Raw genomic sequence first — 15,418 nt, 5'->3', positions numbered from 1 at the left:
ACGCAAATCATGGAAACCGTCGAACGTATCAACCTGCTGGGCCTGGACGGCGATGAGCTGGCCGGGCTCGTGGCGCGCTGGGGCGGTAAGCCCTTTCGTGCCAAGCAGCTGCAACGCTGGGTGCACCAGCGCGGCGCCGATTCGTTCGACGCCATGACCGACCTGGCGCGCGAGTTTCGCGGCCAGCTGGCGCAGAATTGCCTGATCGAGGCGCCGCCGGTCATGACCCAGCAGCGTTCGTCCGATGGTACCCGCAAGTGGCTGTTCGACGTCGGCCAGGGCAATGCCATCGAAACCGTGTTCATCCCCGAGGACGACCGCGGTACCTTGTGCATTTCCAGCCAGGCCGGCTGCACGGTCAATTGCCGTTTCTGTTCGACCGGGCACCAGGGTTTCAACCGCAATCTGCACGCCAGCGAAATCGTCGGCCAGTTGTGGTGGGCCCGCAAGGTGCTCGAAGCCGACCTGGCCAGTGCCCGCCTGCCGGGCGCTGAAGGCGCCACTGCAACCGCGCCGGCCGACAATCGCGTGGTCAGCAACGTGGTCATGATGGGCATGGGCGAGCCCTTGCTCAATTACGACCAGGTGTTGACCTCACTGCGCCTGATGCTGGACGACAATGCCTATGGCCTGTCGCGCCGCCGTGTCACGGTGTCCACATCGGGCGTGGTGCCCATGATGGACCGCCTGTCGCAGGATTGCCCGGTGGCCCTGGCCGTTTCGCTGCACGCGCCCAATGACGCGTTGCGCGACGAACTGGTGCCGCTGAACCGCAAGTATCCGTTGGCCGAGCTGATGGACGCCTGCAATCGCTATCTGGTGCATGCACCGCGCGATTTCATCACTTTCGAATATGTCATGCTGGACGGCGTCAACGACTCCGACCAGCACGCCCGGGAACTGGTTGCCATCACGCGCCAGGTGCGCTGCAAGATCAACCTGATCCCGTTCAATCCTTTCCCGCAATCCGGCCTGAAACGCTCGCCGATGGCGCGCGTACGTATCTTCGCGCAGCGGCTCATGGATGCCGGCGTCATCACCACGGTGCGCAAGACCCGTGGCGACGATATCGACGCCGCCTGTGGCCAGCTGGCGGGTGAAGTGCGCGACCGTACCAAGATCACGGAACGCATCGCCGCGCAGCGCCGGGAAATTCCGATCAAACAGGTGCACGCATGACGCAAGAAGCCGCTCAACTCGTATCCGAGACCTCCGCCACGGCGGGGAACGCGTCCGTAGGGGCGGCTTTGCGATCGTTGCGCACCAGCAAGGGCTGGTCGCTCGAAGAGGTGGCCAGCCGCATCAAGTTTTCGCCGCGCCAGATCGACGCCCTGGAAAACGAGCAGTGGAGCGAACTGCCCAAGGGCATTTCCCTGCGCGGTTTGATCCGCAGCTACGCCCGTTTGCTGGGTGCCGATCCGCAGGCCATCATCGCCTCGCTGGAACCGAATATGCGCGCTCCCCAGGCTGCCAGCCTGGTGCAAGGTCCCTTGCATTCGGCCACCGGCGGCGCCCACGTCGACGAAGAGCGCACCAGTTCGACGTCCTGGGGGTGGCTGGTGGTCATCCTGGTGGTCGTGGCCGCTGCCGTGGCCTATGCCTTCTGGCAGGGCTGGTTGCCGCAACACTGGGTTCCCGCTTGGTTATCCAAGCAGGCGGGCTGAGCCGGCCGCAGCGCCGCTGTTCGCCGCGTTCAAATCACGACGCCAGACATGGAAGAATCGACTTTGCCCCCGGGACAGATGCCCTGCCAGGATAATGCGCCCCCCGTGGTGGGCGCCGCCGCGCGTCATCGCACGCGTGCCGTGGCCGTCCGTTGGGGCGACCGCGTGGTCACCATCGGCGGCGACGCGCCGGTGGTGGTGCAGTCCATGACCAATACCGACACGGCCGACGCCATCGCCACCGCCATCCAGGTGCGCGATCTGGCGCAGGCCGGGTCGGAACTCGTGCGCATCACGGTGAATACGCCGGAAGCCGCGCGCGAGGTCATCGCCATTCGTGAGCAACTCGATCGCATGGGCGTGTCCACGCCCCTGGTCGGCGACTTCCACTACAACGGCCACAAGCTTTTGACGCAGTTTCCGGACTGCGCGCAGGCCCTGTCCAAGTACCGTATCAATCCGGGCAATATGGGCGGCGGCAAGCGGCGCGACGACAACTTCGCGCAGATGATCGAAGTGGCCTGCCGGCACGACAAGCCGGTGCGCATCGGCGTGAACTGGGGCAGCCTGGATCACGAGTTGATGGCGCGCAAGATGGATGAAAACAGCCGCCGCGCCCAACCTTGGGAAGCGCAGGCGGTGATGCGCGACGCCCTGGTGGTGTCGGCCATCAGCAATGCCCAGCGCGCTGAAGAACTGGGCCTGGCCGGCGACAAGATCGTGCTGTCGTGCAAGGTCAGCCATGTGCAGGACCTGATCGCGGTGTACCGCGACCTGGCCGCGCGCTGCGACTATCCCGCTCACCTGGGCTTGACCGAAGCGGGCATGGGCAGCAAGGGCATCGTGGCTTCGACCGCCGCGCTGGCGGTGCTGCTGCAGCAAGGCATCGGCGACACCATCCGCATCTCGCTCACGCCCGAGCCGGGCGGCGACCGTGCGCGCGAAGTCGTGGTGGCGCAGGAAATCCTGCAGACCATGGGTTTGCGCGCCTTCACCCCCATGGTGGTGGCATGTCCCGGTTGTGGCCGCACCAGCAGCACGGTATTCCAGGAACTGGCCGACAGCATCCAGTCGTACCTGCGGCGCCAGATGCCGGTGTGGCGCACCCAGTATCCCGGCGTGGAAAGCATGAACGTGGCCGTCATGGGCTGTGTGGTCAACGGCCCCGGCGAAAGCCGTCATGCCGACATCGGTATCAGCCTGCCCGGCACCGGCGAAGTGCCGGCGGCGCCGGTCTTCGTCGATGGTGAACGCACGGTGACCCTCAAAGGCGACCACATCGCCGAAGAATTCCAGGTCATCGTCGAAAATTACGTGGCGCGCCGCTATGGCTCGCCGGTCTCACAATAAGCAAAAGGTGAGGCGTGGGGCCACTTGCGGGTGGCCGCCGTGCCCAAGGACATGACGCAAGCGTTCCAGAAAGTCGCCGCCGTACGCGGCATGAATGACATACTGCCCGGCGTGGGTGCCCGCTGGGAGCAGTTCGAAAGCATCATCCGCGAATGGCTTCATGCCTACGGCTATCGCAATGTGCGCATGCCGGTGCTGGAGCAGACCCGCCTGTTCGCGCGTGGCATCGGCGAGGTCACCGACATCGTCGAAAAAGAGATGTACACCTTTCCCGACGGCAAGAAGGGCGAGCTGCTGACCATGCGTCCGGAGATGACCGCCGGCATCGTGCGCGCGACCATCGAACACAATATGCTGTACGACCGTCCGCACCGCGTCTACTCGCTGGGTCCGGTGTTCCGCCGTGAGCGCCCGCAACGGGGCCGCTATCGCCAATTCCACCAGATCGACGTCGAGGCCCTGGGTTTCGCCGGTCCGGACGTCGACGCCGAGTTGATCATCATGCTGGCGCGCCTGTGGAAGCGCCTGGGCCTGACCGACATCCGGCTGGAACTGAATTCGCTGGGCCAGGCCGAAGAGCGTGCCGCGCATCGCGCCGCGCTCATCGAGCATCTGGAAAAACATCGCGATGTCCTCGACGAGGACGGCCAGCGCCGCATGTACAGCAATCCCCTGCGCGTGCTGGATACCAAGAATCCCGCCATGCAGGAAATGGCCGACAGCGCGCCCAAGCTTTTCGATTTCCTCGGCGCCGAATCGCGCGCCCACTTCGAAGGCATGTGCGCACTGCTGGACGATGCCGGCATTGCCTATCGGCTCAACCCCCGCCTGGTGCGCGGCCTGGACTACTACAACCTGACCGTCTTCGAATGGGTCACGGATCGCCTCGGTGCCCAGGGCACCGTGTGCGGCGGCGGCCGTTACGACGGCTTGATCGAATTGCTGGGCGGCAAGTCGGCGCCCGCGGTGGGTTTCGCCATCGGCATGGAACGCCTGCTGGACCTGTGGGACCAAACCGTTCCTGCCCAAGCCGTGCCGGAATGTGAAATATATGTGGTGCACCAGGGCGACGACGCCAGGCGGCTGGCCGCGCGCGTGGGCGAGAGCCTGCGCGATGCCGGTCTTTCCGTTATCGTGCACGCCGGTCCGACCGGCTTCAAGGCGCAATTCAAGCGCGCCGACGACAGCGGGGCCCGGGTTGCGGTTATCCTTGGCGCCGACGAAGTGGCCGCCCAGGTGGCCAGCATCAAGTATCTGCGCGCCGATGGCGCGCAAAACGAAGCGCAGCAACAGGTCCCACTGGCCGAGCTGGCGCAGGTTTTGAAATCGAAGGGTTAGGATGGCATACGATCTCGAAGAACAGGAAAAGCTGGACGCACTGAAAGCCTGGTGGGCCAAATATGGCCTGCTGGTGGGCATCGCGGTGGCGGTCGCGGCCTTGGCCTGGGGCGGCTGGAATGGTTGGCGCGCTTACCAAGGGCACGTCAGCCGCCAGGCCATGGGCTATTTCGAGGCGTTGGAAGACGCCGCGCGCCTGGGTGGGGCTGACGCCAGTGCCCGCATCAAGGCGGCCGCCGGCACCCTGCGCAGCGACTATCCCAAGACCGGCTATGCCGGCCGTGGCGTCCTGGTGGCCGCGCAGGCCCTGCAGGCGCAGAACGATGTCGACGGCGCGCGCGAGCAGCTGGAATGGCTGGCCGGGCAGAAGCGCCAGGTCGGCTTGCAGCCGGTCGCCAAGCTGCGTCTGGCGGGCATCCTGCTGGACCAGAAAAAATACGATGACGCGCTGGCGCAATTGACGGATCCGCCGGCGCCGTTCGCCGCCTTGTTCGCCGATCGTCGCGGCGACGTGCTGGCTGCCCAGGGCAAGGCCCAGGAAGCGCGCGCCGCCTACCAGACCGCGATCGACGGCCTGGGGCAATCCAATGCCCTGGTGCCGGTCGTGCAACTCAAACTCGATGCCCTCGCCGGAGCCTGATGCCGATGTTCAAGCCTGTTATCCGCCGTTCGCTCGCGCTGGCCGCCTGCGTAACCGCTGCCGTCGCGCTCAGCGCATGCTCGCTGTTTTCCAAGGACGACAAGCGCTATGACCCGACCCCGCTGACCGAATACAAGGCCGGCATGTCGGTGCATCAGGCCTGGTCGGTTTCCATCGGCAGCGGCAGCGGCCTGGGCTTCGTGCCCACCGTCGTCGGCGACGCCGTATATGCCGCCACCCCCAACGGCAAGGTCGGCAAGTACGACCTGCTGAGCGGCCGCGCCATCTGGTCCGTGTCCACCGACGACCTGTCGGCGGGTGCCGCCAGCGACGGCACCACCACCGTGGTGGCCACGCCTTCGGGCCAGGTCATCGCGCTGGACGACAGCGGCAAGGTCAAGTGGAAGGCCCAGGCCACCAGTGAAGTGAATATTCCGCCGGTGGTCGGCAATGGCGTGGCGGTGGTGCGCAGCAGCGATTACCGCATCCAGGCTTTCGACCTGAACAGCGGCGACCGCGTCTGGAGCGTGCAGCGCCCCGGTCCGGCGCTGGCGCTGCGTTCGAACGCGCAGATGGTGATCGCGCAGGGCCTGGTGCTGACCGGCCTGCCTGGCGGCAAGCTCATGGCCATCAACGTCAGTTCCGGCGATGTGCAGTGGGAAGGCACGGTCGCGACGCCCAAGGGCGGCAGCGACCTGGAACGCCTGACCGACGTGGTCGGCGCTCCCAGGCTGCTGGGCCCGCTGATGTGCGCCGTGGCCTACCAGGGCCGCGTGGTGTGCTTCGACGTGTCGCAGGGCGGCCGGCCGATCTGGACCAAGGATTTTTCCAGCACCGTGGGCCTGGCGGTGGACGACCATGGCGTCTATACGCCGGACCAGAACAGCCTGCTGTATGGTTTCGATGTGCGTAGCGGCCAGCAGATGTGGAAGCTGGACGCCCTGAAGAACCGCCGCCTGACCGCGCCCACCGTCATCGGTAGCGCGGTTGCCGTGGGCGATTATGATGGCTATGTGCATTTCGTGTCGCGTGCCGACGGCCAACTGCTGGCGCGCATCTCGGTGGGCGGCGATGCCGTGGTGTCGCCCTTGACCACCACCACGCAAGGCGTGCTGGTGCAGACGGGCAACGGCAACCTGGTGATGCTCAGCACCAACTGAGCGTCTTTTCCGCCGTTACGGCGATTTTCTCGAACCTGATACTTCCTCTTCCGTGCCTTTCAAACCTGTCGTCGCCCTGGTGGGCCGCCCCAATGTGGGGAAGTCCACCCTCTTCAACCGCCTGACGCGTTCGCGTGCGGCCCTGGTCGCCGACTTCTCGGGCCTTACGCGCGATCGCCATTACGGCGAGGGCAGGGTGGGGGAGTATCCGTTCATCGCCATCGATACGGGCGGTTTCGAGCCCGTGGCCAAGGACGGCATCCTGCTGGAAATGGCGCGCCAGACCAAGCAGGCCATCGCCGAGTCCGACGTCGTCATCTTCCTGGTGGACGGCCGCGCCGGGGTCAATGCGCATGACCACGAAATCGCCGACCTGCTGCGCAAGTCGGGCCAGCGCCGCATCATCCTGGCAGTGAACAAGGCCGAAGGCATGGGTATGGCCGCCACCGGCGATTTTCATGAACTGGGCCTGGGCCAGCCGCGGCCGATCTCGGCCGCCCACGGCGACGGCATCGTCGACCTGATCGAACTGGCGCTGCGCGACCTGGTCGAGCCCGAACCGGAACCGGAAGACGAGGACGAAGACTGGGATGACGCCGATGCCTATGCGGCCGATACCGACGAAAACGCGCCGCTGCCGGAAGGCAAGTTCCGCGCCTTGCCGGTCGATCACCGTATCAAGCTGGCCATCGTCGGCCGCCCCAACGTGGGCAAGTCGACCCTCATCAATACCCTGCTGGGCGAAGAACGTGTCATTGCCTTCGACATGCCCGGCACCACGCGCGATGCCATCGAAATCGACTTCGAACGCGACGGCAAGCGCTACACGCTGATCGACACCGCCGGCCTGCGCAAGCGCGGCAAGGTGTTCGAAGCGGTGGAAAAGTTCTCCGTCATCAAGACGCTGCAAGCCATCGAGGCCTGCAATGTGGTCCTGCTGATGCTGGATGCGCAGACCGAGATTTCCGAGCAGGACGCGCACATCGCCGGCTTCGTGCTGGAAACCGGGCGGGCCCTGGTGGTTGCCATCAACAAGTGGGATGGCCTGGACGCCGACCAGCGCGAACGCATCCAGCGTGAATTCGAACGCAAGCTGCGCTTCCTGTCGTTCGCGCGCATGCACACCATCTCGGCCCTGCGCGGCGCGGGTGTGAAGGCGTTGCTGAAGTCGGTCAACATGGCGCACGCCGCCGCGTTCGCCAAGCTGTCCACGCCCAAGCTGACGCGCGAGCTGCAGGCCGCCATCGAGCAGCAGCAGCCGCCGCGCAAGGGTATTTTCCGTCCCAAGATGCGCTATGCCCACCAGGGCGGACAGAACCCGCCGCTGGTCATCGTGCACGGCAATGCCCTGGATGCGATTCCGGATTCCTATCGCCGTTATCTGGAAACGCGTTTCCGCAACGCCTTCGACCTGGGCGGCACGCCGTTGCGCATCGAATTCAAGTCCTCGCACAATCCCTATGCGCAGGACAAGGCCAAATAATTCCGCGAGGACAGGTTCATGAGCCGCTTCTGGAGTCCGGTGGTCGCCGGTCTCAGCCCTTATGTCCCGGGCGAGCAGCCCAAGCTGCGCAACCTGGTCAAGCTGAACACCAACGAAAATCCCTACGGGCCCTCGCCCAAGGTGCTGGACGCGATCCGCGCGGCCTGTGACGACAGCCTGCGGCTGTACCCGGATCCGGGCGCCGACAAGCTGCGCCAGGCCATAGGGCAGCGCTATGGCGTCGAACCGGCCCAGGTGTTCGTCGGCAACGGTTCGGATGAGGTGTTGGCCCTGGCGTTCCAGGCCTTGCTCAACCACGCCGCGCCGCTGCGTTTCCCGGACATCACCTACAGCTTCTACCCGGTGTACTGCGGCCTGTACGGCATCAGCCAGGAAACGGTGCCGCTGACCGAAGACTTCCGCATCGACGCGGAGGCATATATACCCAAGGCAGGGCAGAGCGCCGGCCCCATCATCCTGCCCAATCCGAACGCCCCCACGGGCCGCCCGTTGGCCCTGGATGAGATCGAACGCATCGTTGCCGCCAATCCCGACGTCGTGGTGGTGGTCGATGAGGCCTATATCGATTTCGGCGGCGAGTCGGCCGTGCCGCTGGTGGCGCGCCATGAAAATCTGCTGGTGGTCCAGACCCTGTCGAAGTCGCGTTCGCTGGCGGGTCTGCGCGTGGGCTATGCCATCGGTTCGGCGGCCTTGATCGACGGCCTGGAACGGGTCAAAAACAGCTTTAATTCTTATCCGATCGATCGATTGGCCGCTGCCGGCGCGGTCGCCGCGATCGAGGATGAAGATTATTTCCAGCAGACGTGCGCCGCCGTGGTGCGTACCCGCGATGCCTTGACTGCCGATCTGCACGCTTTTGGGTTCGAGGTATTGCCTTCGGCCGCCAACTTCGTGTTCGCGCGGCACCCTGCTCGCGATGCCGCGCAACTGGCTGCTGCACTGCGGCAGGACGGCATTATCGTGCGTCATTTCCGTCATCCGCGCATCGATCAATTCTTGCGAATTTCGATCGGAACGGATGCTGAATGCCACAGCTTGGTGCAAGCGTTGAAGGGCATTTTGGGCTGAAATTTCTGGTGTCAACTTCAGTCCTAACTTCAGTGGCACCGCCCGGGAAAACCCTGTAGAGTAACGATTTCGGCGTTTGCCACCACCTCAAAACAACACAATGGAGCCTGGCCAATGAGCAATAAAGGGCAAACCCTGCAAGATCCGTTTCTGAACACGCTGCGCAAAGACCATGTGCCGGTGTCCATCTATCTGGTCAACGGCATCAAGCTGCAGGGGCAAATTGAATCCTTCGACCAATACGTGGTGCTGCTGCGCAATACCGTGACCCAGATGGTCTACAAGCATGCCATTTCGACCGTCGTCCCGGCCCGTCCGGTGAACTTCCAGGTGGAAATTCCCGCTGAGTAATTTTCGCTCCGGCCACGCAGTTCCTTTGCCCGCCGCACGTTACGTGTCGGCGGGCATTTTCGCTGTGGCGCCGCTTTTTTTAGTATGTTCTACGTTGAGCCCGCGGCAGGAAGTCCTTGCCTTGCACCGTTCAACGTCTCGTTATCTGGCGTCAAATCGAATATGAGAGCCCTGATCATCAGTGTCGACTTGGGTAATCCCGACTACGTCGCGCATGCGGAAGAATTCGCCATGCTCGCGCGCGGCGCCGGCGCGGAGATCGTCGATACGGTGAAGGCGCGCCGTGACCGTCCCGACGCCAAGTACTTCATCGGTTCGGGCAAGGTCGAAGAGGCCGTGTTGCTGGCGAAAGCGCACGACGCCGACATCGTCCTGTTCGACCATCCCTTGTCGCCGGCCCAGCAGCGCAACCTGGAGCGCGCGTTCACGCTGCGCGTGGTCGACCGCGTGGCCTTGATCCTGGACATCTTCGCGCTGCGCGCGAAGAGCCATGAAGGCAAGCTGCAGGTCGAGCTGGCGCAACTGCAGCATCTGACCACGCGCCTGACGCGCATGTGGAGCCACCTTGAACGGCAGCGTGGCGGTATCGGGATGCGCGGTCCCGGCGAATCGCAGCTGGAAATGGACAAGCGCATGATCGGCGCCAAGGTCAAGCTGCTGCGCGAACGGCTCGACAAGGTCGAGCGCCAGCGTTTGACGCAGCGCCGGGCGCGCGCCCGTGGCGGGGTGTTGTCGGTCTCGCTGGTCGGCTACACCAACGCCGGCAAGTCCACGCTGTTCAACGCCCTGACGCGCGCCGACGCCTACGCCGCCGATCAGTTGTTCGCCACCCTGGACACCACCACGCGCAAGATCTGGATCCAGGGCACGGGCTCGGTGGTGCTGTCGGACACCGTGGGTTTCATCCGCGACCTGCCGCCGACCCTGATCGCGGCGTTTCGCGCCACCCTGGAAGAAACCGTCCACGCCGATCTGCTGCTGCATGTGGTGGACGCCGCCAGTCCGCAGCGCGACGAGCAGATCCTCGAGGTTGAAAAAGTGCTTAATGAGATCGGCGCGGGAACCATCCCCGTGATCATGGTCTATAACAAGATCGACCGCGTGGACATGGCCCCGCGGGTCGACCGGAACGCGCATGGTACGATTGCGCGGGTGTTTGTAAGCGCCGCCGAGCGCGCCGGTCTGGATGCGTTGCGCGGGGCAATTGCAGAGGCTGGTCAGATTGCGGGAAACAATGCGTCTAATATCCAAACTGTTCAATCTGAATGACCCCGGTTGGGGACGTGGCAACCAAAACGGCAACGAGCCGCCGCGGCGCCCCCAGGGTAATGGTGATGGTCCGCCGGATCTCGACGAGGTCTGGCGCGATTTCAATAACCGCATCGGTGCCATCTTCGGCCGCAAGGGCGGAGGCCGTGGCAACCGGCCGACCGGCACGGGCGGTGCACCGTCTTCGCCCCGCAATACGCGCATCGGGCTGGGACTGATCGTCCTGGTGGTGGTGGCTTTGTGGCTGGCCAGCGGTTTCTACATCGTGCAGGAAGGCCAGGTGGCCGTGGTCACCCAGTTCGGCAAGTACAAGAGCACGTCGCCGGCGGGCTTCCAATGGCGCCTGCCGTACCCCTTCCAGAACCAGGAAACCGTCAACGTGTCCCAACTGCGCACGTTCGAAGTCGGCTTCCGTGGCAGCTCGCGCAACAAGGTCTTGCCTGAAGCGCTGATGCTGACCACCGACGAGAACATCGTCGATATGCAATTCGTGGTCCAGTACCGCCTGCGTGCCGACGGCGCGCCGGACTATCTGTTCCGCACCCGCGATCCGGACGAGGCCGTGCGCCAGGCGGCGGAAACCGCCATGCGCGAGATCGTCGGCAAGAAGCCCATGGATTACGTGCTGTACGAAGGCCGTACCAACGTGGCGACCGAAGTGCAGACGCTGATGCAGCAGATCCTGGACCGTTATCACACCGGTATCCAGGTCAGCACCGTGGCCATCCAGAACGTGCAGCCGCCCGAACAGGTGCAAGCCGCGTTCGACGACGCCGTCAAGGCCGGCCAGGACCGCGAGCGCCAGATCAACGAAGGCCAGGCCTATGCCAACCAGGTCGTGCCGCTGGCCTCGGGCCAGGCGTCGCGCATGAACGAGCAGGCCGAAGGGTACAAGGCCAAGGTCATCGGCGATGCCGAGGGTAATACGGCGCGCTTCAACAGCATCGCCAACGAGTACCGCAAGGCACCCGCGGTGATGCGCGAGCGCATGTACCTGGAAACCATGCAGGAGATCTATACGCGGTCGGGCAAGGTCATGATCGACGCCAAGGACGGCAACAACATGCTGTACCTGCCCATCGACAAGATCATCCAGCAGGCGGCGCAGGACGCCGGCAAGCAGGCGCCCGCCACGGGCGGCAGCCTGCCTGGCGCAAGCCAGCCGTCGATCCCGCAGCCTCCGCGCACTACCGGGCAGCAATCCGGCAACAGCGGCAGCAACAGCAACACGCTGCCTCGCGACCGTCTGTCGCGCTAACCGGAGGAGCTACTCAATATGCAACGTCTTTTGCCCATCCTGGTTGGCCTGCTGATCATCGTGGCGGCCGCCTCGTCCTGCGTGTTCATCGTGCGTGAGCGCGATTACGCCCTGGTGTTCTCGCTGGGTGAAGTGCGCCGTGTCATCAGTGAACCCGGCCTGTACTTCAAGGCGCCGCCGCCGTTCCAGAACGTGGTGACGCTGGACAAGCGCACGCTCACCATCGAATCGACGGATGCCGAACGCATCCAGACTTCGGAAAAGAAGAACCTGCTGATCGACTCGTACGTGAAGTGGCGTATCGCCGATCCGCGCCTGTACTACGTGACCTTCGGCGGCAACGAACGCGCCGCGCAGGAACGCCTGCAGGCGCAGATCCGCGACGCCCTGAACGCGGCCGTCAACGTGCGTACCGTCAAGGACGTGGTGTCGGCCGAGCGGGAAAAGGTCATGGCGGAAATCCTGGCCAACGTGGCCAAGCGCGCCGAGCCCCTGGGCGTCCAGATCGTCGATGTGCGCCTGCGCCGCATCGAGTTCGCGCCGGAGATTTCGGAATCGGTGTATCGCCGCATGGAAGCCGAGCGTACGCGCGTGGCCAACGAGCTGCGGTCCATCGGTGCCGCCGAAGGCGAGAAGATACGCGCCGAAGCCGACCGTCGCCGTGAAGTCATCCTGGCCGAAGCCTATGCCAAGGCGCAGGCCATCATGGGTGAGGGCGATGCCCAGGCCAGCAGCATCTACGCCGCGGCTTATGGCAAGGATCCCGTGTTCTATACGTTCTACAAGAGCCTGGAAGCCTACCGTACGGCGTTCTCCAAGCCCAGCGACCTGCTGGTGGTGGACCCGAGCTCGGAATTCTTCCAGTTCTTCAAGTCCTCCATGGGCACGCCTTCCACGCCGACCGCCGCCCAGGGCGGCCTGCCCGGCAGTCCGGTCGGCACGCCCGCCCCCGCCCCCGCCCGCTAAGCAGCGCAGGGGATTGAAAAAAGGCGCGCTCCGGCGCGCCTTTTTCATTGCCGCCTGGGGCCGCAGCGGGACGCACTGCAACAGCGCTCATGCGTCGCGCCATGCCAGCGGCGAATATCGAGGGTCTCCCGCTTTCATGTACAATACCCCGTAAGCTATTCAAAAATTCCGCGCGGCTGAGCGGGCTTACGCCCCTCAGCCGCTTTTCGTTTGGGCGTTGCTTACCCGTCTTCCCGACGCCGCCCATCCATGAATCAAAGGCGTTATCAGGTACATCATGGGTAACTGGCTGCTGCCCGAGAGCCTGGCCGACATACTTCCGGCCGAGGCCCGGCGCATCGAGGAGTTGCGCCGCGAACTGCTCGATCTCTATCGCACTTACGGATACGAGCTGGTCGCGCCGCCCCTGGTCGAATACATCGATTCACTGTTGTCCGGCACCGGCACAGAACTGAATCTGCGCACCTGCAAACTGATCGACCAGCTTTCCGGCCGCACACTGGGTGTGCGCGCCGACATGACCCCGCAAGTGTCGCGTATCGATGCGCATCTGCTGAATCGCGCCGGCGTGACGCGGCTCTGTTATTGCGGCACGGTGCTGCATGCCAGGCCGGTCGACCTGCTGTCCAGCCGCGAATTGCTGCAGATCGGCGCCGAAATCTACGGCCATGCCGGTGTCGAGGCCGACCTGGAAATCATCCGCCTGGTGCTGGAAACCGTGCGCATCGCCGGCGTGTCGCGGCCGCGTCTGGACCTGTGCCACCCGGGCGTAGTGCGCGCCATCGTCGACGCCGATCCCGCCGCCCAGCCCCATGTCGAAACCATCATGGGCCTGTTGCGCGAGAAAGACATTCCGGGCCTGGGTGACCTGGCGCAACGTCCCGACGGGCCGGCGGCGCACACCATCGATGCCTTGCGCACGCTGACCACCCTGTACGGCGACGTCGCCGTGCTGGCGCGCGCCCGCCGTGAATTGCCGGCGCTGCCCGGTATCGAGCGCGCGCTCGACGCGCTGGAACAACTGCTGAGCTACCTGCCTGATTTGCCCGTAAGCATCGACCTGGGCGACGTGGGCGGGTATGGTTATCATTCTGGCGTAACCTTTGCGTTGTATGCCGAAGGCTGGCACAACGCCCTGGTTACGGGCGGACGTTATGACAACGTCAGCCGCGCCTTCGGCCGGGCCCGCCCGGCCACCGGCTTCAGCCTGGATCTGCGCCGCCTGGCGGCGGGTCTGGCACCGGCGGAACGCGCGCGCGCCGTACGCGCGCCGTGGGGACAGGACACCGCGCTGGCGCAGGCGGTGCGTGATTTGCGCCAGGCTGGCGAGATCGTCATCCAGAACCTGCCTGGCCACGAGCACGACCAGGATGAATTCATTTTCGACCGTGAACTGACGCTGCTGGACGGCGCCTGGACGGTCCGAACGATTTGACTCACCCCTCCCGTCGCCGGGAGGTCCCGGGAGATCGCTGATCTTCCACTGAAAACTCGACTTTCATTTCGATCATGAGCAAGAACGTAGTCATCATCGGTACCCAATGGGGTGACGAAGGCAAGGGCAAAATCGTCGATTGGCTGGCCGAGTCGGTCCATGGCGTCGTCCGCTTCCAAGGCGGCCACAACGCCGGCCACACCCTGTGGATCAACGGCAAGAAGACGATTCTGCGCCTGATTCCCTCGGGCATCATGCATCCCGGCGTGACGTGCTACATCGGCAACGGTGTGGTGCTGTCGCCCGAGGCGCTGCTCAAGGAAATCGAGGAACTGGAGGCGGCCGGCCTGGATGTGCGCTCGCGCCTGCAGATTTCCGAAATCTGCCCCCTGATCCTGCCCTACCACGTTGCCATCGACCAGGCCCGCGAAGCGCGCAAGGGCGAAGCCAAGATCGGTACCACCGGTCGTGGCATCGGCCCTGCCTACGAGGACAAGATCGCCCGCCGCGCGCTGCGCGTGCAGGATCTGTTCAATCCGGCCGTGTTCGACGAAAAACTGAATGAGCTGCTCGAATATCACAACTTCGTGCTGACCCAGTACCTGGGCGCGCCGGCGGTATCGGCCAACGAAGTGCGCGACCTGGCCATGGCCCTGGCGCCCAAGATCGCCCCCATGGTGCGCGACGTGTCGAGCAGCCTGTTCGCCGCCCAGAAGGCCGGCCAGCGCCTGCTGTTCGAAGGCGCCCAGGGCGCGCTGCTGGACGTCGACCACGGCACCTATCCCTTCGTCACCAGCAGCAACTGCGTGGCGGGTGCCGCCGCGGCAGGCGCCGGTGTCGGCCCGCAGTCGCTGGACTACGTCCTGGGCATCACCAAGGCCTACACCACGCGTGTCGGCTCGGGCCCGTTCCCCACGGAACTGATGGACGAAATCGGTGCGCGCCTGGCCAATGTGGGCAAGGAATTCGGTTCCGTCACGGGCCGTCCGCGTCGTTGCGGCTGGTTCGACGGCGCCGCGCTCAAGCGCTCGGTGCGCCTGAACGGCATCAGCGGCCTGTGCATCACCAAGCTGGACGTGCTGGACGGCCTGGAAACCATCCGCCTGGGCGTGGGTTACCGCGTCAACGGCGAGTTCCGCGACGTGCTGCCCAATGGCGCCCACGCCGTGGCGATGGCCGAGCCCGTGTTCGAGGAACTGCCCGGTTGGACGGAATCGACCGTCGGCATCACCGAATACGACAAGCTGCCGGCGGCTGCCCGTGCTTATCTGGAACGCGTGGCCCAGGTCTGCGAAGTGCCCATCGACCTGGTTTCCACCGGTCCCGACCGTAACGAAACCATTGTCCTGCGCAATCCCTTGAAGGGATAATCCGGCGCAAGACCCGGTCCGGCCTGCCGCTCGGTGCGGTCCTTC

Annotated in this window: 14 protein-coding genes; all 14 read left to right on the top strand. The window is 64.8% G+C overall.

The genetic code is table 11. The features are described from left to right. Window positions 1-9 precede the first annotated feature (9 nt). On the top strand, window positions 10-1,179 hold the full coding sequence (gene rlmN / locus CEY05_RS09445; RefSeq protein ID WP_088598213.1) for a 23S rRNA (adenine(2503)-C(2))-methyltransferase RlmN: 1,170 nt from the start codon (window positions 10-12) through the stop codon (window positions 1,177-1,179). After that, window positions 1,176-1,664: a RodZ family helix-turn-helix domain-containing protein gene (locus CEY05_RS09440; protein WP_088598212.1), complete on the top strand. Its 489-nt coding sequence runs from the start codon at window positions 1,176-1,178 to the stop codon at window positions 1,662-1,664. Before rlmN ends, CEY05_RS09440 begins: the two co-directional genes overlap by 4 nt. 48 nt (window positions 1,665-1,712) lie before the next feature. Next, window positions 1,713-3,014, top strand: a complete 1,302-nt coding sequence (gene ispG, locus CEY05_RS09435) for a flavodoxin-dependent (E)-4-hydroxy-3-methylbut-2-enyl-diphosphate synthase (protein WP_088598211.1) — start codon at window positions 1,713-1,715, stop codon at window positions 3,012-3,014. A 51-nt stretch (window positions 3,015-3,065) separates the two neighbouring features. Further along, on the top strand, window positions 3,066-4,352 hold the full coding sequence (hisS, locus tag CEY05_RS09430) for a histidine--tRNA ligase (protein WP_088598582.1): 1,287 nt from the start codon (window positions 3,066-3,068) through the stop codon (window positions 4,350-4,352). Window position 4,353: 1 nt separating this feature from the next. After that, on the top strand, window positions 4,354-4,992 hold the full coding sequence (locus CEY05_RS09425; RefSeq protein WP_088598210.1) for a tetratricopeptide repeat protein: 639 nt from the start codon (window positions 4,354-4,356) through the stop codon (window positions 4,990-4,992). Window positions 4,993-4,997: 5 nt separating this feature from the next. Continuing rightward, the gene (bamB, locus tag CEY05_RS09420) at window positions 4,998-6,152 is read left to right on the top strand and encodes an outer membrane protein assembly factor BamB (protein WP_233161438.1); all 1,155 of its coding nucleotides are present in this window, start codon (window positions 4,998-5,000) and stop codon (window positions 6,150-6,152) included. A 52-nt stretch (window positions 6,153-6,204) separates the two neighbouring features. Beyond that, the gene (gene der, locus CEY05_RS09415) at window positions 6,205-7,635 is read left to right on the top strand and encodes a ribosome biogenesis GTPase Der (RefSeq protein ID WP_088598208.1); all 1,431 of its coding nucleotides are present in this window, start codon (window positions 6,205-6,207) and stop codon (window positions 7,633-7,635) included. Between the two features lie 18 nt (window positions 7,636-7,653). Next, window positions 7,654-8,724, top strand: coding sequence for a histidinol-phosphate transaminase (gene hisC / locus CEY05_RS09410; protein WP_088598207.1), 1,071 nt, complete (start codon window positions 7,654-7,656; stop codon window positions 8,722-8,724). A gap of 114 nt (window positions 8,725-8,838) precedes the next feature. Next, window positions 8,839-9,075 (top strand): RNA chaperone Hfq, encoded by a 237-nt coding sequence (hfq, locus tag CEY05_RS09405; protein ID WP_057652584.1) that lies wholly within the window; start codon window positions 8,839-8,841, stop codon window positions 9,073-9,075. 162 nt (window positions 9,076-9,237) lie between these two features. Next, complete coding sequence (gene hflX / locus CEY05_RS09400) at window positions 9,238-10,344, top strand: GTPase HflX (RefSeq protein ID WP_088598206.1); 1,107 nt, start codon at window positions 9,238-9,240, stop codon at window positions 10,342-10,344. Beyond that, window positions 10,310-11,602: an FtsH protease activity modulator HflK gene (hflK, locus tag CEY05_RS09395; RefSeq protein WP_088598205.1), complete on the top strand. Its 1,293-nt coding sequence runs from the start codon at window positions 10,310-10,312 to the stop codon at window positions 11,600-11,602. The genes hflX and hflK overlap by 35 nt, the downstream gene beginning before the upstream one ends. An 18-nt stretch (window positions 11,603-11,620) precedes the next feature. Beyond that, window positions 11,621-12,568 (top strand): protease modulator HflC, encoded by a 948-nt coding sequence (hflC, locus tag CEY05_RS09390; protein WP_088598204.1) that lies wholly within the window; start codon window positions 11,621-11,623, stop codon window positions 12,566-12,568. A gap of 277 nt (window positions 12,569-12,845) precedes the next feature. Further along, a complete protein-coding gene (locus CEY05_RS09385) occupies window positions 12,846-14,003 on the top strand; it encodes an ATP phosphoribosyltransferase regulatory subunit (protein WP_088598203.1) in 1,158 nt (385 codons plus the stop codon). A gap of 74 nt (window positions 14,004-14,077) precedes the next feature. Continuing rightward, a complete protein-coding gene (locus CEY05_RS09380; RefSeq protein WP_088598202.1) occupies window positions 14,078-15,373 on the top strand; it encodes an adenylosuccinate synthase in 1,296 nt (431 codons plus the stop codon). The last annotated feature ends 45 nt before the right edge of the window (window positions 15,374-15,418 follow it).

The sequence above is a fragment of the Achromobacter sp. HZ34 genome, assembly GCF_002209485.1.
GTDB lineage: Bacteria > Pseudomonadota > Gammaproteobacteria > Burkholderiales > Burkholderiaceae_B > Bordetella_C.
The sequence above is the reverse complement of the archived record's forward strand: the minus strand, read 5'-3'. Positions and strand labels throughout refer to the sequence as shown.

What these genes read in the sequence shown, in the direction of transcription:
- rlmN (WP_088598213.1), top strand. Translation starts at nt 10, where the DNA reads ATGGAAACCGTCGAACGTATCAACCTGCTGGGCCTGGACGGCGATGAG.
- CEY05_RS09440 (WP_088598212.1), top strand. Translation starts at nt 1,176, where the DNA reads ATGACGCAAGAAGCCGCTCAACTCGTATCCGAGACCTCCGCCACGGCG.
- ispG (WP_088598211.1), top strand. Translation starts at nt 1,713, where the DNA reads ATGGAAGAATCGACTTTGCCCCCGGGACAGATGCCCTGCCAGGATAAT.
- hisS (WP_088598582.1), top strand. Translation starts at nt 3,066, where the DNA reads ATGACGCAAGCGTTCCAGAAAGTCGCCGCCGTACGCGGCATGAATGAC.
- CEY05_RS09425 (WP_088598210.1), top strand. Translation starts at nt 4,354, where the DNA reads ATGGCATACGATCTCGAAGAACAGGAAAAGCTGGACGCACTGAAAGCC.
- bamB (WP_233161438.1), top strand. Translation starts at nt 4,998, where the DNA reads ATGTTCAAGCCTGTTATCCGCCGTTCGCTCGCGCTGGCCGCCTGCGTA.
- hisC (WP_088598207.1), top strand. Translation starts at nt 7,654, where the DNA reads ATGAGCCGCTTCTGGAGTCCGGTGGTCGCCGGTCTCAGCCCTTATGTC.
- hfq (WP_057652584.1), top strand. Translation starts at nt 8,839, where the DNA reads ATGAGCAATAAAGGGCAAACCCTGCAAGATCCGTTTCTGAACACGCTG.
- hflX (WP_088598206.1), top strand. Translation starts at nt 9,238, where the DNA reads ATGAGAGCCCTGATCATCAGTGTCGACTTGGGTAATCCCGACTACGTC.
- hflK (WP_088598205.1), top strand. Translation starts at nt 10,310, where the DNA reads ATGCGTCTAATATCCAAACTGTTCAATCTGAATGACCCCGGTTGGGGA.
- hflC (WP_088598204.1), top strand. Translation starts at nt 11,621, where the DNA reads ATGCAACGTCTTTTGCCCATCCTGGTTGGCCTGCTGATCATCGTGGCG.
- CEY05_RS09385 (WP_088598203.1), top strand. Translation starts at nt 12,846, where the DNA reads ATGGGTAACTGGCTGCTGCCCGAGAGCCTGGCCGACATACTTCCGGCC.
- CEY05_RS09380 (WP_088598202.1), top strand. Translation starts at nt 14,078, where the DNA reads ATGAGCAAGAACGTAGTCATCATCGGTACCCAATGGGGTGACGAAGGC.